General features: G+C 67.7%; 22 protein-coding genes and 2 pseudogenes. 15 read left to right on the top strand and 9 right to left on the bottom strand.

Annotated elements, in window-relative coordinates; all coding sequences use genetic code 11:
- Positions 1 to 15: 15 nt before the first annotated feature.
- From cds1 to QNM97_RS18390, 9 genes are all read left to right on the top strand, one after another.
- The gene (gene cds1, locus QNM97_RS18430; RefSeq protein ID WP_208796000.1) at positions 16 to 1,146 is read left to right on the top strand and encodes an L-cysteine desulfhydrase Cds1; all 1,131 of its coding nucleotides are present in this window, start codon (positions 16 to 18) and stop codon (positions 1,144 to 1,146) included.
- 54 nt (positions 1,147 to 1,200) lie between these two features.
- A complete protein-coding gene (locus QNM97_RS18425; RefSeq protein ID WP_283819743.1) occupies positions 1,201 to 1,905 on the top strand; it encodes an ABC transporter ATP-binding protein in 705 nt (234 codons plus the stop codon).
- Entirely contained in the window at positions 1,902 to 4,466 is a 2,565-nt protein-coding gene (locus tag QNM97_RS18420; protein ID WP_283819742.1) for an FtsX-like permease family protein, read from the top strand. The genes QNM97_RS18425 and QNM97_RS18420 overlap by 4 nt, the downstream gene beginning before the upstream one ends.
- 212 nt (positions 4,467 to 4,678) lie before the next feature.
- Complete coding sequence (locus QNM97_RS18415) at positions 4,679 to 4,921, top strand: helix-turn-helix domain-containing protein (RefSeq protein WP_006372671.1); 243 nt, start codon at positions 4,679 to 4,681, stop codon at positions 4,919 to 4,921.
- A gap of 31 nt (positions 4,922 to 4,952) precedes the next feature.
- The gene (locus QNM97_RS18410; RefSeq protein WP_283819741.1) at positions 4,953 to 5,888 is read left to right on the top strand and encodes a Clp protease N-terminal domain-containing protein; all 936 of its coding nucleotides are present in this window, start codon (positions 4,953 to 4,955) and stop codon (positions 5,886 to 5,888) included.
- 186 nt (positions 5,889 to 6,074) lie between these two features.
- On the top strand, positions 6,075 to 7,862 hold the full coding sequence (locus QNM97_RS18405; protein WP_283819740.1) for a siderophore-interacting protein: 1,788 nt from the start codon (positions 6,075 to 6,077) through the stop codon (positions 7,860 to 7,862).
- 75 nt (positions 7,863 to 7,937) lie between these two features.
- Positions 7,938 to 8,570 (top strand): TetR/AcrR family transcriptional regulator, encoded by a 633-nt coding sequence (locus QNM97_RS18400; RefSeq protein ID WP_208794495.1) that lies wholly within the window; start codon positions 7,938 to 7,940, stop codon positions 8,568 to 8,570.
- Between the two features lie 177 nt (positions 8,571 to 8,747).
- Positions 8,748 to 10,130: an MFS transporter gene (locus QNM97_RS18395; RefSeq protein ID WP_283819739.1), complete on the top strand. Its 1,383-nt coding sequence runs from the start codon at positions 8,748 to 8,750 to the stop codon at positions 10,128 to 10,130.
- Between the two features lie 22 nt (positions 10,131 to 10,152).
- Complete coding sequence (locus QNM97_RS18390) at positions 10,153 to 11,037, top strand: 1,4-dihydroxy-2-naphthoate polyprenyltransferase (protein ID WP_283819738.1); 885 nt, start codon at positions 10,153 to 10,155, stop codon at positions 11,035 to 11,037.
- Between the two features lie 12 nt (positions 11,038 to 11,049).
- Here QNM97_RS18390 and QNM97_RS18385 read toward each other — a convergent pair whose 3' ends face one another.
- From QNM97_RS18385 to QNM97_RS18365, 5 genes are all read right to left on the bottom strand, one after another.
- Positions 11,050 to 11,448, bottom strand: a complete 399-nt coding sequence (locus QNM97_RS18385) for a hypothetical protein (RefSeq protein WP_283819737.1) — start codon at positions 11,446 to 11,448, stop codon at positions 11,050 to 11,052.
- A gap of 78 nt (positions 11,449 to 11,526) precedes the next feature.
- Positions 11,527 to 12,183: an excalibur calcium-binding domain-containing protein gene (locus QNM97_RS18380; protein WP_283819736.1), complete on the bottom strand. Its 657-nt coding sequence runs from the start codon at positions 12,181 to 12,183 to the stop codon at positions 11,527 to 11,529.
- A gap of 82 nt (positions 12,184 to 12,265) precedes the next feature.
- Entirely contained in the window at positions 12,266 to 13,039 is a 774-nt protein-coding gene (locus tag QNM97_RS18375) for a potassium channel family protein (protein ID WP_283819735.1), read from the bottom strand.
- Between the two features lie 138 nt (positions 13,040 to 13,177).
- Positions 13,178 to 14,197 carry a cellulase family glycosylhydrolase gene (locus QNM97_RS18370; protein ID WP_283819734.1) on the bottom strand — a complete coding sequence of 340 codons (1,020 nt, stop codon included), beginning with the start codon at positions 14,195 to 14,197 and terminating at the stop codon, positions 13,178 to 13,180.
- Between the two features lie 118 nt (positions 14,198 to 14,315).
- On the bottom strand, positions 14,316 to 15,044 hold the full coding sequence (locus QNM97_RS18365; protein WP_283819733.1) for an SGNH/GDSL hydrolase family protein: 729 nt from the start codon (positions 15,042 to 15,044) through the stop codon (positions 14,316 to 14,318).
- Between QNM97_RS18365 and QNM97_RS18360 the strand changes: the two are divergent.
- Positions 14,989 to 15,963, top strand: a pseudogene (locus QNM97_RS18360) (SGNH hydrolase domain-containing protein); the annotation flags it as partial. The gene QNM97_RS18365 and the pseudogene QNM97_RS18360 sit on opposite strands and share 56 nt — an antisense overlap.
- A gap of 27 nt (positions 15,964 to 15,990) precedes the next feature.
- On the opposite strand, the gene QNM97_RS18355 reads toward QNM97_RS18360, so the two are convergent.
- A complete protein-coding gene (locus QNM97_RS18355) occupies positions 15,991 to 16,386 on the bottom strand; it encodes a glycoside hydrolase family 26 protein (protein ID WP_283819732.1) in 396 nt (131 codons plus the stop codon).
- Positions 16,387 to 17,105: 719 nt separating this feature from the next.
- On the opposite strand from QNM97_RS18355, the gene QNM97_RS18350 reads away from it, so the two are divergent.
- Positions 17,106 to 18,182: a glycosyl hydrolase gene (locus tag QNM97_RS18350; protein WP_283819731.1), complete on the top strand. Its 1,077-nt coding sequence runs from the start codon at positions 17,106 to 17,108 to the stop codon at positions 18,180 to 18,182.
- Here the strand turns inward: QNM97_RS18350 and QNM97_RS18345 are convergent.
- Positions 18,165 to 18,449, bottom strand: coding sequence for a hypothetical protein (locus QNM97_RS18345; RefSeq protein ID WP_283819730.1), 285 nt, complete (start codon positions 18,447 to 18,449; stop codon positions 18,165 to 18,167). The genes QNM97_RS18350 and QNM97_RS18345 overlap by 18 nt on opposite strands.
- An 86-nt stretch (positions 18,450 to 18,535) precedes the next feature.
- Between QNM97_RS18345 and QNM97_RS18340 the strand changes: the two genes are divergently transcribed.
- Both QNM97_RS18340 and QNM97_RS18335 read left to right on the top strand, forming a co-directional pair.
- Positions 18,536 to 18,889, top strand: a complete 354-nt coding sequence (locus QNM97_RS18340; RefSeq protein ID WP_283819729.1) for a hypothetical protein — start codon at positions 18,536 to 18,538, stop codon at positions 18,887 to 18,889.
- A 196-nt stretch (positions 18,890 to 19,085) separates the two neighbouring features.
- Positions 19,086 to 19,913 carry a DUF2189 domain-containing protein gene (locus QNM97_RS18335; RefSeq protein WP_283819728.1) on the top strand — a complete coding sequence of 276 codons (828 nt, stop codon included), beginning with the start codon at positions 19,086 to 19,088 and terminating at the stop codon, positions 19,911 to 19,913.
- 608 nt (positions 19,914 to 20,521) lie between these two features.
- Here QNM97_RS18335 and QNM97_RS18330 read toward each other — a convergent pair.
- Both QNM97_RS18330 and QNM97_RS18325 read right to left on the bottom strand, forming a co-directional pair.
- Positions 20,522 to 20,773: pseudogene (locus QNM97_RS18330) on the bottom strand (sugar transferase); the annotation flags it as partial.
- 166 nt (positions 20,774 to 20,939) lie between these two features.
- Complete coding sequence (locus tag QNM97_RS18325) at positions 20,940 to 22,490, bottom strand: sugar transferase (RefSeq protein ID WP_283819727.1); 1,551 nt, start codon at positions 22,488 to 22,490, stop codon at positions 20,940 to 20,942.
- A gap of 563 nt (positions 22,491 to 23,053) precedes the next feature.
- Here QNM97_RS18325 and QNM97_RS18320 point away from each other — a divergent pair.
- Both QNM97_RS18320 and QNM97_RS18315 read left to right on the top strand, forming a co-directional pair.
- Positions 23,054 to 24,070, top strand: coding sequence for a hypothetical protein (locus QNM97_RS18320; protein ID WP_283819726.1), 1,017 nt, complete (start codon positions 23,054 to 23,056; stop codon positions 24,068 to 24,070).
- 1 nt (position 24,071) lies between these two features.
- A complete protein-coding gene (locus QNM97_RS18315) occupies positions 24,072 to 24,485 on the top strand; it encodes a hypothetical protein (RefSeq protein ID WP_283819725.1) in 414 nt (137 codons plus the stop codon).
- Positions 24,486 to 24,488 lie beyond the last annotated feature (3 nt).

Genomic DNA, 24,488 nt, shown 5'->3' with positions numbered 1-24,488 from the left:
AGCCGACCCGAGACGATGAGCCCCGCACGCACCATCGACATCGATCGTCGCGCCGACCGCTCCTGGGCCGACAACGCGGTCCGGCTGATCGAGGCCGACGCGCGCCGTAGCGCCGACACCCATCTGCTGCGGGTGGAGCTACCCGTGTGGTCGCGCTGGACCGACGCCGACGGCACGCCGGGCGGCGTCGACCTGTACCTCAAGGACGAGAGCACCCACCCGACCGGCTCGCTCAAACATCGACTCGCGCGATCGCTGTTCCTGTATGCGATCTGCAACGGCTGGATCACCGAGGGCACCACCGTCATCGAGGCGTCGTCGGGATCGACCGCGGTCAGCGAAGCCTATTTCGCGCATCTGATCGGTGTGCCGTTCCTCGCGGTGATGACGTCGTCGACCTCGCCCGCCAAGACCTCCCTGATCGAAAGGGAAGGCGGCCGTTGCCATTTCGTCGAACGGCCGGCGCAGGTGTACGCCGAGGCGTTGCGTCTCGAGGCCGAGCTCGGCGGACACTTCATCGACCAGTTCACGATGGCCGAGCGCGCCACCGACTGGCGTGGCAACAACAACATCGCCGAGTCGATCTTCGCGCAGATGGCCGACGAGGAGCACCCGATCCCGACGTGGATCGTCGTCGGCGCGGGCACCGGCGGCACGTCGGCGACCCTGGGCCGCTATCTGCGCTACCGCCGTCACCCCACCTGGCTGGCCGTCGTCGACCCGGAGAACTCGGTGTTCCTGCCCGCCTACGAGAGCGGCGACGGCACCCTGACCTCCGAGATCGGTTCGCGCATCGAGGGAATCGGCCGCCCGCGTGTCGAGCCTTCCTTCGTCTCCCAGGTCATCGACCGCATGATCGGGGTTCCCGACACCGCCTCCATCGCCACCGCGCGCTGCGTCAGCGAACGTCTGGGCCGCCGCGTGGGCGGGTCCACCGGCACCAACATGTGGGGCGCATTGAAACTGGTCTCGGAGATGGTTGGCGGACGACAGTCCGGCAGCGTCGTCACCCTGCTGTGCGATCCCGGAGAGCGCTACAGCACAACATATTTCGACGACGACTGGCTCACCGCTCAGCAGCTCGACCTCACCGCACCGACCACGGTGCTCGACGAGTTCTTCGCCACCGGCCGGTTCACCGGCTGATCCGGGGCCGACGTACACCGACGCCCGCGCCACCGCGCTCGCTACCATCGACCCATGGCCGTGGGGGAGCGCAACCTCGTCGAGGCAGTCGACGTCGTCCGTGAATACCAGTTGGGACAGGAGCGGGTACGCGCCCTCGACGGGGTGAACCTGGCACTGCCCGGCGGGCAGTTCGTGTCGATCGTCGGCCCCTCGGGCGCCGGAAAATCGACGTTGCTGCACGTGATGGGCGCACTCGACACCCCCACATCGGGCTCCATCCGCGTCGACGGCGTCGATCTCGGTGCCCTCGACGACAACGCCGCCTCCGAGTTCCGGCGGCATCGCGTCGGCTTCATCTTCCAGTTCTTCAATCTCGTCCCGACGATGTCGGCGTGGGAAAACGTTGCGCTGCCCCAACTTCTCGACTCCAAGTCGCTGCGCCGGGCCAAACCCCGCGCGGTCGAGCTGTTGGAGCGGGTCGGTCTCGGTGACCGCATCAACCACCGGCCGTCGGAGCTGTCGGGCGGGCAGATGCAGCGCGTGGCGATTGCCCGCTCGCTCATCATGGAGCCGGCGATCCTGCTCGCCGACGAGCCGACCGGCAATCTCGACTCCACCACCGGTCAGTCTGTGCTGCAACTGCTCTCCGACGTCGCCCACGGTTCCGGCGCCCATGATGAGCACAGTGGCCGGCTGGTCGTCATGGTGACCCACGACGAGCACGCCGCGGCGGTCGCCGACACCACGATCACCGTTCGGGACGGAAAGATCGCGTGAGCGCAGGCGCCGGTGGTCTCGTCGCCGGCTTCCTCGCCGGCTTCACCCGCATCCGGGTGCTCAATCTGCGGGAGATCCGGACCCACCGGATGCGCGTGGTCACCTCGCTCAGTGTGGTCGTGGTGTCCTCGGCGTTGCTGGTCGCGGTGTTGGGCACCTACGGTTCGTTCACCGCCTCGGTGCGGGCGTTCAACTCGGCGATCTCCGGTGCCGCCGACCTCGAGGTCGCCGCCATCGCCGATTCCGGTGTGGACGCGGGTCTGGCCGCTGAACTGCGTCGTGACCTGCCCGACGCCAAGGCCGTGGTCCCGTTGATCCGCGGGTCGATCACCGTGGGCGGCACGCAGATCCCGTTGCTGGGCTCCGACTTTCGGGTCACGGCCTTGTCGGGGGATCTCGCGGCCGCGCAGGGCGGGGTGTCGATCTCACCGGCCGACCTGGAGAACGGGATCATCGCCGGACCCGCCGCCGGACTACGTGAGGGACAACAACTCACGATCGGTGACGACGAGGTACGCGTCGCCCGGGTGGTCACCGGACCCGACGCCGACAAGCTCAACGAGGGTAGGTACGCGTTCGCGTATCTGCCGCTGGCGCAACGTCTCACCGACCTGGCGGGCCCGGCGGGCACCGCGGGGCGGGTGACCTCGATCCTCCTCGTCGCCAAGCCGGGAGCCGACGTCGGACATCTGCGCGCGGAGGCCACCCGCGTCGTCGACGGCCGTGCTGTCGTGGTGAACCCCGACTTCCGGGCCAAGCAAGCGGAATTGGCGAGCTCGGTGACCCGCGACTCGACGCTGCTGGTAGCGTTGGTGTCGCTGGTGATCGCCGCGTTCCTGGTCTTCAACACGATGAACATGGCGGTGGCCTCCCGGCGCCGGTCTCTGGCGATGGTGCGCGCATTGGGTGCCCGCCGCACCCACCTCGTCGGCGACATGCTCGGCGAGGCAGCGCTGTTCGGCATTGTCGGCGGTGCGATCGGGGTACCCGTCGGCGTTCTCGCCGGACGCTGGGCGGTCTCTCGGGTCCCGGAGACCACCCGCGACGGGGTGACCATCGCGATCACCTACCATCTGCCCGCGTATGTACCGGTCGTCGCGATCCTCGCCTGCGTCGTCGCTTGCGTCGGTGCGACGAGTTTGGCTGCGCGGTCGGTGTTCTCGGTGTCCCCGGTAGAGGCGATGAGTCCCGGCGAGGTAGCCGACGGTGTGCCCCGCCGAGGGGTGGCGGTGTGGGCGGCGGGAATCGTCGGCGTCGCCGCGGTGATCGGCGCGTGGATCATCGTGCTCACCGTCCCCGGTAGGCCGGCCATCGTCGCCGGGGCGGTCTACGCCGTCGGCGCGTTGCTGATCTGCTTCGCGCTCACCCGACCGCTGGTCACCGCAGTCGTGCTGTTGGCCAAGGTATTCCGCGGCCCGGGTCGCCTGGCTTCGGTGAACACCGGGCGCGCCCCGCGCCGTGCGTGGGCCACCCTGATGACGGTGGCCGTCGCGATCGCCGTCGGCATGGGAACCTCGGGAGCCCTGGACAATCTCGTTTCGTCGATCTCCACCTCCCTCGACGGCCTCGGCGATCCGGACTTCTACGTCTCCTCCTCCACCGAGGACGAGGTGCCGCTGGGCCCTGTCCTGCCGCCGCAGATCGCCACCGAGGTCGCCGCGGTACCCGGGGTGAGCGCGGTGATCGGCGGGCAATGGGCCAACGTCAACATCGGTGAGGACCGCGCGCTCGTCCAGGGCCTGGTGCCCGGCTCACGCGCCCCGTTCATGCGCAAGGCGAGCCCCGACGCGGTCCGGCAGGTCCTGGCCGGCGACGGGATCATCCTGTCGAATGTGCTGGCCCGCGCCCTCGGCGTCCACACCGGCGACGTCCTGCGCATCGCCACGCCGACGGGCTTCCAGCAGACGGTGGTGCGCGACACCGTCGACTACGTCGCCATCGACTCCGGCACCGCCGCGGTGTCGAGCGCCGTGCTCGGCCGCTGGTTCGACCGGCCCGGCGACACCTACCTGCAGGTGATCACCGCGCCCGGCACCGACAAGGCGCAGGTGCGCGCCGATCTCGACCGCATCGCTGCGCAGATCCCGCTCGACGGCGGACTGCATGCCCACGTCTACACCGGGGCCGAGGCGCTCGCCGCCACCCAACGCCAAGCCCAGCAGGCCGGCGGCTTCACCGTCGCCATCCAGTGGATCGTGTCGGTGGCGGCCGCCGTGGCGCTGCTCAACACCCTGTTGCTGTCGGTGATCGAACGCCGACGCGAACTCGGCGTCCTGCGCGCCATGGGCGCTTCCCGACGCTTTCTCTCTCAGATGGTGCTCGCCGAAGCCGGGGCGGTCGCCGTCGTCGGCGCCCTCTTGGGCCTGCTCATCGGCGTGATCCTGCACGTGCTGAGCGACGAGATCCTCAGCGCCACCACCTCATTGGATATCGCGTACTCACCCCGGCCGATCACCCTGGTGTTCGTGGGGGTGTCGGTGGTGCTCTGTCTCGTCGGCGCCCTGGTGCCCGCCCGCCGGGCCGCACGCATGAACATCACCGAGTCCATCGCCAACGAGTAGCGCCCCACTCTCGCGACAGCGCCCTCCCCATCGCCGACGGCGCTCTCCCTCCCGTCGACAGCGCTCGTCACCCCGCCGACGGCGCTCGTCACCCCGCCGACAGCGCCCTCCCCATCGCCGACAGCGCCCTCACCGCCGCCGACGTCGCCACCCCGTCAAACTTCTCGTCAATAATTCTTGACAACGCGGCGACGTCAACATAACCTGACAACATGCACGACGAACAGACCAACGAACCCACCGAGGCCGACCGCCTCGCCGGGGCCGCCGCGAGCGACGACCCTTCTCGAGGTCTGGCCGCGGTACGCGCCCTGCGCACCTTGGCCGACCGCCTCGAGGAAGTTCAGGTCGCCAACGCCCGTGACCAGGGCTGGAGCTGGCAGGCGATCGCAGATGTTCTGCAGATAAGCCGGCAGGCCGTGCACCAGAAGCACTCACAACGCGATGCCCAGTGATGGGCCGCACGACTTCGTAAGGAGAACCATCATGTTCGGTCGATTCACTCGAGACGACAAGATGCTGCTGGCATTCGCCACGCAAGAAGCCGCCGACCTGGAACACCACCGGCTCGGCAACGACCACCTCATCCTTGGGATGCTGTGTAACGCACGTACGCCGCTGTACGGCGTGCTCACCGAGGCGGGGTTGAACCTGATCGACGCGCGAGACGCCTCCCGCGCCTATCACGACGAGAACGACACCGACGACGACGCCGCTGCCGAGCAGAGCGCCGCCGACCGCTATGAGGAAGACCGAGAAGCGTTGCGCTCCATCGGAATCGACCTCGACAAGGTACGTGCCGCGGTCCGCGACCGCTTCGGTGACGACCTCGCCGACGGCTGGGCCGAGCGCCCGCAACGAGGCCGCGGGCGTGGACGTGGGGATTGCGGTCCCCGAGGAGGCCGGGGCCGTGGACATGGCCACGGTCGTGGTCGCGGACGCGGCGGCTACGGACCGCAGGCCTGGGGCCCACAACCGTGGGGGCCGCAAGCCTGGGGACCCCAGGGCTTCGGGCCGCAGGGGTACGGACCGCAGGGCTGGGGTCCGACGCCCTGGACCCCGCAGGACGGCGACGCCGAGGACGGACAGTCCGAGGGCTGGGGCCCCGATCGCCGCGGACGCGGCTGGGACGGACCCGGATTCGGCCCCGGCGGACCCTTCGAACCCGGACGCGGCCGACGCGGTCCGCGCGGTCGCGGCATGCGCCCGCGTTTCGCCCCCGAGACGCGTCAGGCGCTCGAGGCTGCGGTCGGTATCGCCCGTGAACGCAACGATCGCGGGCTGCGTGCCGAGTACCTGCTGCTCGGCATCATCGAGGTCGCCGACCCCGCGTCGGTGGCCGTGATCAATTCGGCGACCACGCCGGACGATCTCAAGGCCGCGATCCTCGCGAGCCTGCCGGAGGCGCCGGCCGGGGTCTGATCCCCGCCGCGCCGAGGAGAAAGCCGGCCGTACGCACCACGCGTACGGCCGGCTTTCGGTGTCCGCTGCGCCGGAACCGGGCGTATCGGACGCCTGCGCACGCGGGTACGGTGATGGGCGCACGGACTCGTCGGTCACGCCGACGCCCGAATCCGACGACCCCACACCAGGAGATGAGCACCACCGATGAGCCGGTCCCGATATCGCGCCCACCCGCTCGTCCTGCGATGCGTTCAGGTGCGCGCGGTCACCGACGTCACCCCGCGCATGCGGCGCGTCACCGTCGGCGGTGAGCAACTCGGCGCCTTCACCCGCGACGGAATGTCGTTCCCCGCCTTCGCCGCTCCCGCGTTCGACGACCACATCAAGCTCATCTTCGCTCCAGGCGCCGACATCACCGATGCGCTGCCGCGCCAGCAGGAGAACGGCATCGACTGGCTGCCGTCGGAGCATCGTGTGACGCGCGATTACACTCCGCACCACCACGATCCGCAGGCGCTCGAGATGCAGTTGGACTTCGTCGTCCACACCGACGGCGACGCGTCGGGTCCAGCCGAACACTGGGTGCGCTCGGCGCAGCCGGGCGACGATCTCTGGTTCGCCGGCCCCAAGGCCTCCAGCGTGATTCCCGACGACGTCGCCGAACTGCTGCTCATCGGCGACGAGACGGCGATTCCCGCGATTGCCCGCTTCTTCGTCGAGCGTCCGCTGCATGTGCCGACTCGTGCGATCCTCGTCGTCGCGTCACGGAATGCGTTGCAGGACATCGTGATCGGTGACGGCGACCGACTTGACTGGGTGATCGGTGCGCCCGGCGACCGTGACGCGCTGCTGGCCGCGGTAGCCGAGGCTGCGCCGGTGCATCGACCCGCCTATGTGTGGGCGTCGGCGGAGAGTCGGGCGTTGCTCGCGCTGCGCCGACTCGTGACCCGGGACTGGGGTATCCCCAAGTCGCACACCGACATCACCGGCTATTGGCACATCCGTGACGAACCTGCCGATGCTGCGGCAGACGGCGAATCACCCACTGCGGGTGTACCCGTCATGCCGATCGGGTCGCCGGTGGCGTGGATGGCCACGCGCGCGGCCTTGCGACTCGGGGTGATCGACGCACTCGCCGGTGGGGGCCGCTCCCGCGGAGCGGTCGCCTCGGCCGCCACAATCCCTGCGGCGAGCCTGGATTCGCTGCTGGGTGTTCTCGTTCCCTGCGGTGTCCTGGGAGTTCGCGACGACGAGGTCGTCCTCGGCCCGGTGGGGGAGCGGTTCCGCGATGACGAGCACGCCCGGGAGGAGTTCGACGGTCTCTACGCCGAGCAGGTGCTCGCCCTCGGCGGACTCGCTGACGCGTTGCAAGCCGGGCGACCGGCCTGGGCGGAGCATACGGGTGACACCCTGAGGACACATGTGGCGACGTCGGCGGAGAACTATGCAGAACTGGTCGAGGAAGCCGAGGGGCTTGTCTTCCTGATGCCCGCACTCGCCGCACTTCCCCTGTGGTCCAAGTATTCTCGAATCTCGATCGGCGGCCCGGCCGCGCTCGTCGTCGCCGACGGACTGCGCACCGGCGGGGTTCGCGCCGCATTGACCGTGGTAGAGGAACCGGCGCCGCTGGCCGCGTTGCGCAGCGACGACCCTCCGCCCGGCGTCGACTTCGCCGATGACTGGGGCACCCCGGATGCCGTCGTGCTTGCAGGTGCCGTCGAGCATCGCACCGACGACGAGATCATCGACCATCTCGACAGCGTGCGTGCCGCCGCCGACACCCTGTTGCTGATCGAGTCGACCGAAGCCGACGCCCTGAACGCCCGGGCCGCCGAGATGGCGGTGGTGGCGCTCGGAGCCGTCGGGGTGCCGCCGCGCACCGGTGCCGACCTGAAACGCCTCGCGCGCGCCGCCGGCTGGTCCGTCGCCTCGGCCACTGCTCTCGGCTGGGGCGTCGAGTGTCTCGAGTTGTCGCCGACCCAGCCCGGCTGACGCCGATCTCGCCGACAGCGCCCTCCCTACCGCCGACGGCGCCCGGTTCGGCGGAGGCTGGTAGAACTGGTCATCATGCCGCCCGCACCATCCCTGCAGCTCGACGACATCGTCGACGCCGCGATCCGACTCATCGAACGTGATGGAGTCGAGGGCCTGAGCATGCGGCGGCTCGCGAGTGAACTCGGGTCCAAACCGATGACGCTCTACAACTACGTCGACAACAAGTCCGAACTGCTGCAGCTCGTTCTCACCGAGGTCGCCGCGCGCATCCCGTGGTCCCGTCCCGAGGGGCCACCACGCGAGCGGATGATCGCCGTCGCCGTCGACATGTACAACGAGCTCGCCGCGATTTCCTGGATCGTCCCCATCCTGCGTGAGGGCACCACAGTCGGCGCGCCTGCACTCGTCCTTGCCGACACCTTCGTCTCTGCCGCAATCGAACTCGGCGTCGACGAGGTGACCGCGATGTCGACGTGGCGCTCGGTCTGGTACATCGTCGCCTCCGAGTTGCAGTGGCAGGACACTCTGGCCCGACGCCGGCCGGGTGAGAAGTCGTGGCATCAAACGATCGACCCCGACCTCCTCACCGACGTGCCCACCATCGCGCGGCTGCTGCCGCATCTGATTGAGTACTCGCGCGAGTTCCGGGTTCGCGACGCGGTGGCGGCGCAGATCGACGGCGTGCTGTCCCATCTGAACGACTGACCCGACCGGCCGGATCTCCGGGCGCTGTCGGCACCAACCAGGGCGCTGTCGACGCGAACCAGGGCGCTGTCGACGCCAACCAGAGCGCTGTCGACATCCACGGGTACCCAGGCTAGCCTTCAGTACGCATACGTAAACGTACGCGTACTGAAACCTAGTCGAGAGGCCTCACCGTCAATGACCCTCACGCCGACGACGACACCCACCCATCACCGCGCCCTGGTCGGGACCATCTTCACCCTGCAGTTCCTGGTCGCGCTCGACATGTCGCTGGTCAACATCGCCCTGCCGGCCATGCGCGCCGACCTAGGGTTCACCGCCTCGGGGCTGCAGTGGGTCGTCAACGCCTACCTGCTGACCTTCGCCGGGTTCATGCTCCTCGGCGGCCGGCTCGGCGATCTCTGGGGCCGCCGGACCGTCGTCCTCGCCGGACTCACGGTGTTCGCCGTCGCGAGCATCGTTGGCGGATTCGCCACCAACCCAGCCATTCTCGTGGCTGCCAGAGCGATCCAGGGAGTCGCGGCCGCCCTGCTCGCGCCCGCATCACTGGCGCTCGCCTCGAGCGCCGACCCGGCCGTCCGCAAGACCGCGATGGCGTTCTGGGGCGGTGCCGGAGCCGCCGGCGGTGCCGTCGGTGTGGTTCTCAGCGGGTTGCTCACCGACTGGTGGTCGTGGCGCGCAGTGCTTTTCGTCAACGTGCCGATCGTCGTCATCGCACTCCTCGCCGCTCTGCGCGGTGTCGACGCCGGGCATCGGCGCAGCGTCGGGCGTCTCGACGTGCCCGGTGCGGTCCTCGTCACCGCCGGAGTTGCCTGTCTGGTGTTCGCGGTCGCCGCCGCCGGCGACCACGGGTGGTCCTCGGCGCGCGCCCTGATCGGCTTCGCCGCTGCGGCACTACTGCTCGTGGGGTTCGCCATCGTGGAGCGCACCGCCGACCATCCGCTCATGCCGCCTCGGCTTCTCACGACCCGAAGCATCGTGGGCGCGAACATCTTCGGGTTCATGCTCGCCGCCGGTCAGCTCGCCGCGTTCTACTTCGCCTCGCTCTACGTGCAGACCGTGTGGAACGTCGACTCCGACATCGCCGGACTGCTGTTCCTCCCGTTCTGCGGCGGAGTCGTTGTCGGAATTGTCCTTTCGGGAAAGCTGTCGCCGAAGATCGGTGCCCGCAACAGCATCGGTGTCCTGGGCCTCCTCGGCGCCGCCGGACTCGGGTTGTTCGCAGTGATGCCCGACGAGTTCGATTTCTGGCGTGGAATCCTGGCGCCGTCGCTCGTCGCGGCGATCGGCATCGGCGGATCGATGGTCCTCGTCGGCGCGGTGGGCACGAGCGGCGTCGACTCCGCAGAGGTCGGTGTCGCCTCCGGCGTGCTCAACAGTTCGCGGCAACTCGGCGGCACGATCGGGCTGGCGGTGCTCGTGACGATCGCGGCGAGTCAGGCCGTCCCGGCCGACGGCTATCACCTCGGATTCGCCGTCGGGGCCGCCTTCCTGCTCGCCGGCAGCGTCGTCGCCTGGGCGGTCTTGCCGCGGCATGAGGTCGCAAGTACCGCGCCGTGATCCGCATGGCACGATCGAGTGCGTGGCAACCGCAACGCAGTGGATAGCAGGCGCCCGTCCGCGCACCCTCCCCAACGCGATCGCCCCGGTGGTCGCCGGGGTCGGCGCCGCGCTCTACGCCGGCGGCGACTCGTCGGCCGATGTCGTCTGGTGGAAGGCCGCGTTGGCGCTCGTCGTCGCGATCGCACTCATCATCGGCGTGAACTTCGCCAACGACTATTCCGACGGTATCCGGGGCACCGACGACGAGCGGGTCGGCCCCATGCGGCTCGTCGGGTCGGGGGCCGCCCAGCCGTCGGCGGTCAAGGCCGCCGCCTTCGTGTGCTTCGGGATCGGCGCGATCGCGGGACTGGTCCTCGCGGTGACGACGGCCTGGTGGCTGGTCGTCCTCGGCGCGATCTGTATCGCCGGGGCGTGGTTCTACACCGGCGGGTCCAAACCGTACGGCTACTACGGCCTCGGTGAGATCGCCGTGTTCACCTTCTTCGGTCTGGTTGCGGTGCTCGGCACGCAGTACGTCACCTCGGGCCGGGTCGACTGGGTGGGTCTGGTGTGCGCGATCGCGGTGGGCTCGATCTCCACGGCGGTGCTCGTCGTCAACAATCTGCGCGACATCCCCAGCGACACCGAGTCGGGCAAGATCACCCTCGCCGTGCGTCTCGGCGCTCGGCGTACCCGTGGCCTCTACGTCGGCCTGCTGGCGGTACCCCTCCTCGCGAGTTGCGTTCTCGCCCTGGCAACCCCGTGGTCACTGATCGGTCTCGCGGTCGCGCCCGTCATCTGGCTCGCCGCCCGCCCGGTTCTGCGAAAGGCGGTGGGCCCGGGTCTCATTCCCTCCCTGGGTGCCACCGGCATCGCGATGCTCGTGTGGTCGATCCTCGCTGCGATCGCGTTGGCCGTCGGCTGAATCCGATACGCCTCAGCGGCATCTCGTGCTGATCGCGATCGTACTGCCGTAGAAGTCGCGCGGGTAGGTGTAGCCGTTGTGGGCGACGCTTTGCACATATCCGGCGTCCTGTCGCACCGCAGCATCCGGGAACGCGTAGGCGAGGTCTGCCAGGTGACGCAGCGCCGGACCGATCGCGGCCCGATCGGCACCGCCGTTCTCGACGGTCACCGCTGACGCGGCGTCATACGCCCGGCACAGGTCGGCCACCGACGTCGTTGCGAGCCTGTCGCGCTGGGGCGCCAGCACGATCTCGGTGACCGCGGGAGCCGATGTCGTTGCTCCGAGCACGGGTTCGTCGTCGGAGGCGCATGCGGCGGCGCCGAGCGCGACGGTGATCCCGGCGATCACCAGGCCGATCCTCCGATACATCCGCCCAGCATAGAAGCCCGGCCCGCACGGCACACTCGGCCGATCAGGTGAATTCCTCCGGGTCAGCGCATCTCGACGTCAGTACGGCTGCAACGAGTATCGGCTGCCGCCGCGCGCGGCGTTGCAGAACAGGGTCCGAGCCCTCGAGTCACGCGCCATCGCGTCGGTGTTGACACAGGATTGACCGGACGCCGCCAGCACGACATTCGGATTCTGCGGCGTCACACGGCGTTCCGGTGCCCACACATATGTGCCGGTACCACGGACCTGGACACAGAATGCTCGCTTGTTGGTGATCGTATGGCCCTCTTGCCATTTGAACGAGCTGCAATAATCACCGAAGCGGACGTCGGGGACCGGGATGAACGGTGGCCACCAGTCCACCGACGCGAACGGAGAGGTTCGCGGGGCAGGCTGCGGCGGCAATTGCGGAGGTGCCTGACGCGGAGCCGACGGGGCCGATGGGGCCGACGGTGCTGGTGGCGCAGGCGGCGTGGCGGGCGGACGTGAACCCGACCCGGAGCCGGTCTCACAGGCGATCCCGTCGTTGTCTCGATCGAGCGCCGAGCGGTAGCCCGGGTCACCGCGATAAAGCGGTGCGGCTCCGGCCGCGCGCGCTTCAGAACAATTCGAGTAATACGGTGCGCTCTGGGCGGGGCCGGCGGCGAGTGCCGAACCTGCGATTCCGGCACCGATGAGACTCGCACCGATGATGATTCGACGAATCCTGCTCATGTGTCCACTCTCGAGAAAAGGCGATGTCGTCGTCATTGTGCCGCGCCGTGGGCGGTCTGTCGGCATTATCCGTGTCCGTCGATCAGGGGAAATCCGCACGCGGATCATCCGCGGTCGGCGTCGCCCCGCCCCCGGTGAGAGCGTCACGCAGCGAACGGATCTCATCCCGCAGTTCCCGGATCTCGGTGGCGGTCGCCGCGCGTTCGGCGTCGTCCTCCTCGGCGACCCGCTGCACGATCCAGGAGGCGATGGTGGCGGTGATGACGCCGATGAGACTGATCCCGCCGATCATCAACAGCACGGCCACGATTCGCCCGGTGATGCTGACCGGCGCGAAATCGCCGTAGCCGACGGTGGTGACGGTGACGAACGACCACCACACCGCATCGCCGAACGAGGTGATCGTCGCACCGGCGTGCCCACGCTCGGCGTCGTAAACGGCAAGGGAGGCAACGTAGATCAGCAACACCGAGCTCGCCGCGGTGTAGACGATCACCTTTCCGCGGATGGCCCCGCCGATCGCCTTCTGCAACGCCCCGACCAACACGACGAGACTGACCAGTCGCAGTGGCCGAAGCATCGGCAGGACGACCACCGCGAGGTCGAACAGATGTCGGACAAACCAGCGTCCTCGTTCGGGAGCGATCACCAGTCGAGCCACGTAGTCGACGGCGAAGGCGAGCCACGACACCACCAGCACCACGTGCAGTGCCGTCAGCCACACGCTGTCGGGATGGCCGAGGATCTGAAAGGAGTACGCAACCAAGAAGATCGTGGCGATGATCGCCAGGGGCCACTCGGCGCGGTGCTCCCATCCGGCGAGCAGGTCGACGCGGCGGTCTCGGGATGTGGTCATCTCGCCTCATTCGCTCTCGGTACGTCCACGGTGCGCGCCGTGTCTGTCGAGAATCATCACCCGAGGACATCGCCGAGCGCAGCAATTGGGCGCCGCGATGTCTTGCGCCGCTGGTGTTGCCGCACTGTCTCGCACCCGCTATTGCGCGGCCGCCACCTCTGGGGTCGGACCGTCGACGACTGTGCCGTTCGGCGTTGCGGTGTCGCCGGGATCGTTGCCGGACTGGCCGTCGCTCGGGTCGTTGTCGGGCGTAATGGTCTGTGGCGCCGGGGAATTCGTCACCGGTGAACTCGCCGCGGGCGTCTGTGAGGTCTCACTCGGCGTCGTCGTGGCGGTCGTGGTCGACGCGGCCCCGGCATCGTCACCCCCGGCACTGTCACCCCCGCCACCGACCGGCGCCTCGGTGGCATCGGTGTCCGGTGTGGTCTCCGGGGTAGGCGCGGGCGCGACCGACGGCACCGCCGGCGCGCTGGGCGGCATCGGTACGACGGTGTGCGCGATGTCCGGCACCGGCGCCGAGGGCAACAGCAGGCTGAGTACCTGCTGGGTTCGGACCAGCACGCCGGGGTCGGCGGCCTGGATCGCGGCACTGGCCGCGTCGAGCAGATCCTGCAGGACCTCGGCCGAGACGAACGCACTGACCGTCGAGCCCACCTCGTTCCAGACCTCGTACCCGGCGACCTTGCCGCGATACCGGTTGGCCAGCAACTTCGCGAAGTCCGCGAATTCGGTGGTGGATGACGCCGTCGGGCCGGCCGACGGCGTCCACGGGGAGTTCACCGACGCCACGATCACCACGGTCATCCCGCGTGCGCGTGCCCCGTCGATGATCGCGTCGAGCCGCTTCCACCCGGTGCTGTCCTGGTGGAGGAAGCTCAGCGGGGCCCCGACCCTCAGGTCGGTGACGCCGAGGGCCTGAAGATCGTCGAGCGTCGCGGTGAGCTGGGCGTCCGACATGCGATAGATCTGGTCGTCGGTGACACCGAGTTGCGTGGGTTCCTCGGCCACCGAGGACAGCGCCACCTGCAGGTTCGTGGTGGTTGCCGGTTCGGCACTCGGCAGTGACCACATCGTCGCGCCGACCATTGTCCCGGCGATCCCGACCGCCAACAGACCCGCGCCGATCCGGCGCGCAAAAGGCGTGGCGAGCGCGTGCATGACAGGACTTTCTCAGGTTCGATATGGACGTTCCTCAGAATTGTTCCGTAGAAGCGCCCGCCACGGAAGTGAGAGTGTGTCCTTCGGCCGGGGGAAATGCACGTCCCACCGGATTTCCTCAGGTGGGAGTGGGCAGACCGAACGCCGAGAGCACCGACTTGGCCCACAATTTCTGGCCCGCCGCGTTGGGGGTGACGCCGTCGGACATCAGCGACGCCCGAGCCGCCGGATCGGCGGGGAACGCCGAATACACGTCGATCACCTGAATGCCCTGCGCATCCATCGCCGACGCATACCCCGACACCTGATCGCTGTTGTCGGAGTCGCGCGGCGGGTTCTGCTTGACGACGGCGATACCGGCGTCGGGGAACTTCTTCTGCAACGCCGCGATCAGCGGTTGCACCTTCGTGGCCAACGGCGAGTTCGCGTCCTCGGTGAGTCCGAAGTTCACCAGGATCAGGTCCGGGGTGATCGCCGCACCGGTCGGGGAGGTGGTCAGTGCGGTGAGGTTGTCCACCGCATACTGCACGTTCTTGCCCGGGGCCGAGCCGTTCCAGTATCCGACGGCGCCGTTGGTGCCCGCACCGAGTCCGACGGGAGCGCCGTATTTGGCCGTCTGGGTGTTCCAGTAGGCGGTCGCCACGGGACGGTCGAGCGATGTGCTGATCGCCTGCCCGAGCTGGGGTGCCCATCCGTTGGGCGAGGCGCCCGTCGAATCACCGAGGAGCAGCAGCGTCTTCGGCTGCTTCTGATCGGCCTTGGCGGAGTCGATGAACTCGACGGTCGCCGGGGTGCCGGCCGGTTCGGTGGCACTCGGGACCGCCGGGGTGCTCGCAGCGTTCGACACACTGTTCTTCGAGGAACCGATCATCGCCAACACCGAACTGCGCCGCAATCATTCGGCGTCGCTGTCGGTTGGGCTCACCGGGCTCGTCGTCGGCCTCGCGGTCGCGATGACCGCCGGGGTGATCACCGTGAAGGTCGCCAGTCGTGACACCGTCAGCAACGCCGCGCTGAGCTATCAGTCGGTGTTCGGGCAGGAGAATGCGGCCACGTCGGGGCCTGTGGTGCCCAACCCGTTCCAGGCCTACGACGATCGACCAGAGCCCAACGACTGCCTGGTCCGGGTCGGCGAGCACGGGCCCGGACGCGAGTGCGCCTTCGGCCCCGGCGACGGCATCCCCGTCGTCCTCTTCGGCGACTCGCATGCCGAACAATGGTCGGAAACCGTGCGCGACATCGGCAATGCGCACGGCTGGCGGATCTACCAGTTCACCAAGGCGGCGTGTCCGGCGCAGAACCTCCGGCCCCGGCCCGGTCGCCCCGACCCGTTCAACGCCGAGGACTGTGTCCGGTGGCGAGAGGATGCGCTGCGCCAGATCGCCGCGCTCGCAACGAAGATCATCATCTTCTCGTCACTGTCGACCTACGTTCCCGACTACGCCGAGTCGGCACGCGCGTGGGACGACACCCTCGTCGCATTGCGCGCCACCGGTGCCCGACTGGTCTACATCGCCGACACGCCGTACCCGAACTCCCAGATCGCCGACTGCATGTCCGGTGCGCTCGACGACTGGGCCCGATGCGATTTCCGCCTCGACGACGTCACCCGCCACGAACCGATCCTCACCGAGCAGGCCAACGGCCGTGACAAGGACATCATCACCCTGTCGGTCAACAACCTGCTCTGCGAGAACGACACCTGTGTGCCGGCCCGCAACAAGATCCTGCTGGACAAACGCCGCTTCGACTACAACGCCCGCTGAGCGGTGTCCGCAGGATGAGCCGGCCCCTCACCAGCCTGCCACCCCCGCCCGAAACGCCGCCGTACTCGCGGTGGTGGAGTTGAATCGCCAGTCACGCTCCTTGTCCATCTGAAACCAGACGAAACCTTCGACGCGCGACTGGTTTTCGACGATGGAGAAGAAGTCGCGGATCCACGACGCCTTGTCCTGAGCGGTGAGTCCGTCGGCGCATCCGACCTCGGTGAGCAGAATCGGGTGAGTGGCGTCGAGCGCGCGCAGCGTTTCGAGGCTCGGGACGAACAGGTCGGTGGCCGACTGCCAGTGGTGGCCGGGCGCCTCACCCCAGTTGTAGCCGTCGAGACCCAGCACGTCGATCTGGTCACGCCCGGGGTAGCTGTCTCCAAAAGCATTGGTGCCCAGGGTGAGTGCGTTCGGTGCCCACACGAAACGTACCTTGTTGGGTGTCGGTCGGCGATGACCGAACGCATCCTCGCCCACGCGGCGCGATAGTCGGCGGCGGTGTTGCCGTTCACCCCGACCGCCCAGGGGTACCAGGTGCCGTTCATCTCCTGCGCTAAGCGCAACAGCACCGGCTTTCCCCACGACGCGAGTTCTGTTCCCCATCGGTCGAATTCGGTGTCGAAGCCACCGGAGGCGATGCGCGCCAACGCGAACTCGGGTTGTACGGTCCCGCCGTCGGGCTTCCACGGCTCCAGCGTCAGCAGCGGAGTGGCGCCGAAGGCGACGACGGTGTCGAGGTCGTCGACGGGCACCGGATCGCCGAGCGCACAGAAGCGGTGGACGTACCTCGGTGCCGTACCCGCGAGATTCGTCAGTTGCTGCAGCGGAGTGCGTGTCGCAGCCTGCGCCGGCGTCACCGATGGGATGAACGCGCCCCACCGCCGTCCGTCCGGCGAGACCGGCGCTGGGGACGGCGCCGTGGGTTCGGTCGACGCGCACGCGCCGAGCGCACCTGCCGACCCGAGCAGTGCCAGCCGCAGCACGTCGCGTCGCGAGAGCGCCGGAAGGGTCACCCGGTCATGCTAAGCCGAACCGACCGATGCACGCGGTGTATGCCGGACCGGCGAACCCGGCCACGAGTCGGCCGCCACCTCGATAGACTCGCCCGGTACCGCACCACCTGGCGTCATCGGGAGACACTCATGGGTTCGAGAAGGTCGTTGCGCGCGCTGGTCGTGCTGTCGTCGATCGTGGCGATCATCGCCGCGGCGCTCGGCACGGCCGGACCGGCCAGAGCCGCCGTCGTCGCACCGTCTGCCGGATATGGTTTCGCCCAAGGCGGCGCCACCCTGTTCCTCAGTTCCGCCGACCTCAACCGTGAGCTCGACGCCGTCGCCAAAACCGACGCCCGGTGGTTGCGGGTGGGCATCGACTGGTCGAGCATCGAGCCGTCGAAGGGCACCTACAACTGGTCCAATCCCGACCAGGTCATCAACGCTGCCCGCGCCCACCACCTCCAGATCCTGTCGCTGGTCACCACCACCCCGACCTGGGCGCGACGTGCCGCAGCACCCGGTGCACTGGGCATGTACGCGCCGCCCGCCGACCCGGCAACCCTGGGTGCGTTCATGAAGAAGGTCGTCGAGCGCTATCCCGACATCACCCATCACGAGATCTGGAACGAACCGAATCTGCCCGCCTTCTGGGGTTTTGCCCCGGCCAACCCCACCGAGTACACCAACGTGCTGAAGGCCGCCTACAGCGCGATCAAGCAGGTGCAGCCCGACTCGACGGTCGTCGCCGCCGGGATGAGCCCGCAGGCCGGTGCCGCCGACTTCTACACCAAGATGTACGCGGCCGGTGCCAAGAATTACTTCGACGCCACGGCCATGCACGCCTACGTATTTCCCGCTGGGATCGGCACGATCCCGAACGGATGGACCGAAACCCAACAGATCCGGGCGGTCATGGTCGCCCACGACGACGCCGCGAAGAAGATCTGGCTCACCGAGATGGGTGCCCCGACGATTCCGGAAGGAGCGTCGGCGTCGACCGGCTCCGTCGGGTTCGGGGTCAACGAGATGGTGACCCAGCAACAGCAGGCCACGCAGATCGTCGACGTGCTGCGCGCCGCCGCCGACTCTGGCTACTGCGGACCCGCGTTCATCTACTCGGTGCGCGACTGGGGGACCTCGGCCACCAACCGCGAGGACAACTTCGGCGCATTGCTCACCCACGACTGGAAACCCAAGATCACGGCCTCAATCCTCGCCAGATAGCGGTGCTCGCTTGCGCGAACGCACCACAGCCCAGACCGCTATCCCGACCGCGAGAAACGACAACAGATCCGATTCGGTGATGCCGTGGCGTCCGGTGATGCTGATCAGCGTGGCCCCCTCCAACGGCTTGTTCCAGTAGAGCCAGGCTGCGCCGACCACCACCAACACCACCGCCGCCCGCACGGTCGGACGCAGCAGTGTCCACAATCCGCAGGCGAAAAGCAGGTTGAGCAGGACGAGGGCGTGGAAAAGGTCGGGTGAACGCATCGTGAACAAGTATGTCGATTCAGGTCGGTGGACGCACCATTCGGCCATCTGACGTGTCGTGACGACCGCCACGTAAGACGGTCACGGTGTATGCCTCTGCCTCCACAACGCCGAGCAGTTCGGTCCCGGCCACGGCCGCGGCTCTGCCGACCACGGACGAGACGGGTACCACCGCTGTGTCCCCGAATCCCGCTCCACCCCAGACGCCGACGCCGACGACGGCCGCGGCACCGACCATCGGTCAGTCGTGCATCGGCGCCGACATCGGCCGCACCGCCACCGACCCCAACGGCACAGCGATCGTCTGTGACGACTACCAATGGGTGCCCGACACCGGTCAGACACCGCAACATCCGTGGGCCGACAATCAACGCGAATGGACCGAGTGCATTCAGACACACACCACTGATGAGTGCCGCGAAATACTCGGGACCGGTTAGCGCGGATTCCGTTCCCAAAGCCCAGTTCCTTAGGTAGACGAACGAGAATCGTTGTCGCCGTAACAGAACGGCAGGTCTACCACCTGTGGCGCATTCTTGATTATTTCGTCATGGGCATTTCTTGCCCGTGTCATTGCTTTCTCCTCGGGCCCGTGTCACTGTCGCTGACAGTCACTGATCGAACGCGAGGAGTGTCATGACCAGTACGCCAGGCGGACCCGGCCAGCCCCCGTACCCGGGGGAGGATCCGCAGAATCAGGGCTACACACCTCCTCCGGGTGGATACGAAGCGCCGCAGGGCGGCTCCTATCCGCCGCCCGGGCCCGGCGCGTATCCACCACCGGCCGGCCAGTACCCGCCAGGCGGCGCACCCGGATACGCGCCGGCGCCCGCCCAACTCGACCTCGGAGCCGCTCTGAGCTACGGCTGGAACAAGTACAAGGCCAACGCGCTCAACTGGATTCTGTTCGCCATCGTCACGTTCGTGGTCGTCGGTCTGATCGACAGCGCGGCGCGCGGATTCAACTACGACGCGTCGGTGTTCAGCGCGCCGGGAATCATCGGGTCACTCGTGTCCGGCATCCTCAGTGTGCTCGTACAGGCGGCGTTCACCCGAGGTGCGCTCAATGAGCTCGACGGGAACAAGCCGTCCTTCGGGGACTTCTTCACCTGGAACAATCTGGCTCAGGTGTTCATCGCCGCGATTCTTGTCTGGGTCATCACGACCATCGGCTTCATCCTCATCGTCATCCCCGGACTCATTGCCACGTTCCTGCTGTGGTACACCCTCGCTTTCGCGATCGACCGCAATCTGTCGGCGACCGATGCGATCAAGGGCAGTTTCGAACTGACGTCGAAGAACGTCGGCAGTCTGCTGTTGCTGGCCATCGTGGTGATCGTCCTGAATCTCGTCGGTGCCCTCCTGTGCCTCGTCGGGCTCCTGGTGACCGGTCCGGTCACCCTCATCGCCTCGACCTATGCCTATCGCGTGTTGTCCGGCGGGCAGGTGAGCCCGGCGCAGTGACCATTCGCCTGTTTTCAGTCATTTCCCGAGTAGGTTGACGGCAAAACACCAGGTCGTGGGTCGGGTGCTACATCGCGAATGACTGAAAACAGGCGAGGCATGAGCCGCGGGCCTCGTCGCCTGGCGAGTACGAATACAGCTTCCACCAAATCAGGCTGAAGACCGCGATTTTCGGGGTCGGGCGCCCGCTCCGGTGTCATCTGTATTCGTAGTCGGCGGTTCTTCACGGTCGTCGAGGTGCGAACGAGCCGCCAGGCGAGGAGCCTCGAGACGTGGTGCGCCGGTGCTGGTGCCGGGACCCGGTCAGTAAGCCCCGTCCGTGCGGGCCACCGCCCAAACGGATCGGTGATCCCCGGTTGACGAGCATTCGCCGTGCGAAGCGGCCGTCGTAGCGCTCCACTTCGTCGGGCAGTGGAGGTCGCGGGCCCACTGCCTGACGAGTACGAATATAACTTCCACCGAATCCGCCCGAAAACCCTGATTTTTCGGGTCGGGGCTCCGCTCCGGTGTCATCTGTATTCGTAGTCGGCGGTTCCTTCCCGATCGTCGAGGAGTGAACGAGCCGCCAGGCGAGAAATCGTGGTGCGCCGGTGCTGGCACCGGGCCGGTCAGTACGCCCCGTCCTTGCGGGCCACCGCCCAGACGGTGCGCCACAGGATGGTGAGATCTTGCATGATGGACCAGTTCTCGACGTAGGAGAGGTCCAGGCGCACCGACTCTTCCCACGACAGGTCCGAGCGCCCCGACACCTGCCACAGTCCGGTGATCCCCGGCTTGACGAGCATTCGCCGCGCAACGCGGCCGTCGTAGCGCTCCACTTCGTCGGGCAGTGGAGGTCGCGGGCCCACTGCCTGACGAGTACGAATATAACTTCCACCGAATCCGCCCGAAAACCCTGATTTTTCGGGTCGGGGCTCCGCTCCGGTGTCATCTGTATTCGTAGTCGGCGGTTCCTTCCCGATCGTCGAGGAGTGAACGAGCCGCCAGGCGAGAAATCGTGGTGCGCCGGTGCTGGCACCGGGCCGGTCAGTACGCCCCGTCCTTGCGGGCCACCGCCCAGACGGTGCGCCACAGGATGGTGAGATCTTGCATGATGGACCAGTTCTCGACGTAGGAGAGGTCCAGGCGCACCGACTCTTCCCACGACAGGTCCGAGCGCCCCGACACCTGCCACAGTCCGGTGATCCCCGGCTTGACGAGCATTCGCCGCGCAACGCGGCCGTCGTAGCGCTCCACCTCGTCGGGGAGTGGGGGTCGGGGGCCGACCAGGCTCATCGACCCGCCGACCACATTGAACAGCTGCGGGAGTTCGTCGAGACTGTAGCGCCGAATGAACTTGCCGACGCGAGTGACCCGTGGATCATCACGCACCTTGAACAACACACCGGCGCCCTCGTTCAAGGCGGCGATCTGCGGTCGCAAGGTGTCGGCGTCGGTGACCATCGATCGGAACTTCCACATCTGGAATGGCGCGTTGTTCAGTCCGATTCGGGTGGCGCGATAGAAGATCGGCCCACGCGAATCCAGCTTCACGGCAATCGCGATCACCACCATCACGGGCAGCAACATCAGCAGCGCCGACAAAGCCCCGACCCGGTCGAGAGCTGCCTTCCGAAAGCGGTTCGCCCCTTCATATCTCGGCTTGTCGATGTGGAGCAGCGGAAGACCGGCAACCGGTCGCACCATCATTCGCGGCCCGGCCACATCGGTGACGCCGGGCGCGACCAGCATCTCGACGTCACGTCCCTCGAGATCCCACGACAACTCCTGCATCGCCTCGTGTCCGAGAGCTTCCGCTGAGGTCACCGCGACCGCGGTCGCGCCGCATTCGTCCACGGCGGCGGCCACATCGTCGAAGTCGCCCCACCGGGGAACCTCGTGGTCGTCCACTTGCACCGATGTCCCGGCGCCCGGCTGTCCCAGCCGAGTGTTGTCCGGCGAGCACACTCCGACGACTGTGTACCCCAACGCGGGATTGCGCATCAGGCGGGCGATGAGTGCTGTCGCCGAAGGGATCTCACCGATCACCAGGAGTCGGTCGAGGTAGGCGTGCGCGGTGTCGTCTGCTTTGCGTGCCGAGACCAAGCGCCGTCGCCACAGCCACCGTGACAGCACCAGGGCTGCCGTCCCGACGGGCAGGGCGACGGCCACATATCCGCGGGCGACGCTGAGGCGAAACAGGAGATCGACGATCGCGAGTGTGCCGAACACCGTCAGGCATGCGGTGACCACCCGGCTGTACTCCTGCGCCCCCGCACCCAGAATCCGACGGTCCAGGGTCTGGAACACTCGCAGCGCCACGACCCACGCCACGATGAGAAGCAATGACACGGCGTCGGCGGTGAGTTTGACCCCGTTGAGTACCGGGCCGCTGCCCCAACCGAATCGGGCTGCCTGCGCTCCGACCACCGTGGCGCAGACGATGAGAACGTCGGAGACGGTGAGCAGTCGCTGGTAACGATGAACCCACGACCGTGAGGTCTCTCGCTTGCGCATGCCGAACCGAATCCGACGAGCCACGTCCTCGCGCGAGGACCGGTCGTGTGCCGGCCACTCGAGAGCGGGATCACCAGCCATGACGACCTCCGGAAGTGAGTCATTTCCCGACATGTCGCCACCATGCGCCTCGGTGCAGGTGGAGTCGTGCGGGAGAAACGGATGCGGCGTCACCCCGCGACGTCCGCCGTACGAGTGAAGATTACGAGGGCAACGCGGTTTCCTCAACCGCTGGGAGACCGGTCGGAAAAGGCCGACAATGAATTCTCGGTAATGCGGCCTCGGTGCCGCCGAATATGATGTTCGATGGCCGATCGGCGAGCACTGCGAAATGGAAACGTGGTCGGGCGCCGAACCCGCAATGCGCTCTCTGTAGAGGAGAAACCGGCCATACGGGAGAAGTGGGGCGGCCACCGGCCGTCCTCGCGCGGGCCATTCGTCGGCGGGCGTCCGAACGTTACGACAATGGCCGCGGAAATCCAGTGAGATAGGTCTCGGCGATATCGGTCTGGTACCACCGTCTCGACGCGCCGAATCACCCCATCGCCGATACACTGTCCGGCGTGCCACACCTCAGAGGATCGTGTCGACCGCGTCATGCGTCGAGAACCCGGAGAATCGCTGCCCCGTTGATGGTCTGTGCCATGGTCCTGGCGATCGTGGCCGGCATGGTCTCCGGAGCACCGCGCGCGCAGGCCTCGGTGCTCGCCCCGGCCGCCGGATACGGCTTCGCGCAGGGGAGTTCGCCGTTGACTCAGTCTGCAGCGACCATCAACCGGGAATTGGACGCGGTGTCGCGGACCGGTGCCGGTTGGCTGCGGGTGATGGTCGATTGGTCCACCATCGAACGCGTTCGAGGACAGTATGACTGGAGCGTCCCCGACCGCGTCATCGGCGCCGCCCGCCGACACCATCTACGGGTGCTCTCCAACGTGCTGACCACCCCGCAGTGGGCCCGTGGTTCCGCTCCGCTCGGTATCTATGCCCCGCCCGCCGATCCGGCCGCCCTGGGCAGGTTCATGAAGGCATTCATCGCCCGATACCCCGACGTCACCGACCACGAGATCTGGAACGAGCCGAACCTGCCGTTGTTCTGGGGTGCACAGGCACCCGATCCCGCGCGGTACACCGCGCTCCTGCGGGCAGCGTATGCGGCCATCAAAGCGGTGCAACCCAATTCGACGGTCATCGCGGGCGGGCTGAGCCCCGGTGCCGGCGCGACGGGATTCGTTGCGTCCATGTATGCCGCCGGTGCACAACGCTTCTTCGATGCACTCGCCATGCACCCGTATGTGTTCCCGGGCGGCATCACCGCCACCCCCAACGGCTGGACCGAGGTCGGCGGAATCCGCGCGGTCATGGTGCGCCACGGCGATGCCCGCAAGAAGATCTGGCTCACCGAGATCGGCGCGCCCACCCTGCCCGCCGGGGGCACCGCACCGATCGGATTCGGCGTCACCGACATGGTGACCCAGCGTGCGCAGGCCCGTCAGATCACCGACGTCCTGGCTGCCGCTGCCCGCACCGGCTACTGCGGACCGGCTTTCATCTATTCGGTGCGCGATGCGGGCACCTCTCCTGCCAATCGTGAAGACCACTTCGGTGCCCTGCTGACGGTCGACTGGAAGCCCAAGTATGCCGCGACGGTGCTGCGGCGCTGATATGCCGCGGCACACCGTGCGCGGCACCGCACCGCGGGCTGTCACCGCACTGACCGCGGCGGCCGTGACTCTGGTCGTGGCGTCGTGTAGCGCACCGACCAGGGTCGACAATGCTTCCGACACAGCGGTATCCACGATCGCGGTCGGGACGCCGACCATCTGCAACCCGCTCCACGGCGATCCCGCAGGGCATGTGGTCGCCGCCGACGGTGTCACGTGCGGCGAGGCCAATCGAGTGATGGACGAGGTCTTTGCGGCCGCACTTCGCGGTGACGGCGATCATCGACACAAGTCGGGGTCATGGCTGTGTTTCAGCGGTCCGATCCACGGCACCGCGAACCAGCGGACGATGACCTCGGCTCTGTGCACCAACAACGAACCGTCGGCGATCGTGACAGTGACCTCCGCGCGCTGACCT

This window comes from Gordonia sp. L191 (assembly GCF_030077625.1).
GTDB classification, from domain to species: Bacteria; Actinomycetota; Actinomycetes; order Mycobacteriales; family Mycobacteriaceae; genus Gordonia; species Gordonia polyisoprenivorans_A.
The sequence above is the reverse complement of the archived record's forward strand: the minus strand, read 5'-3'. Positions and strand labels throughout refer to the sequence as shown.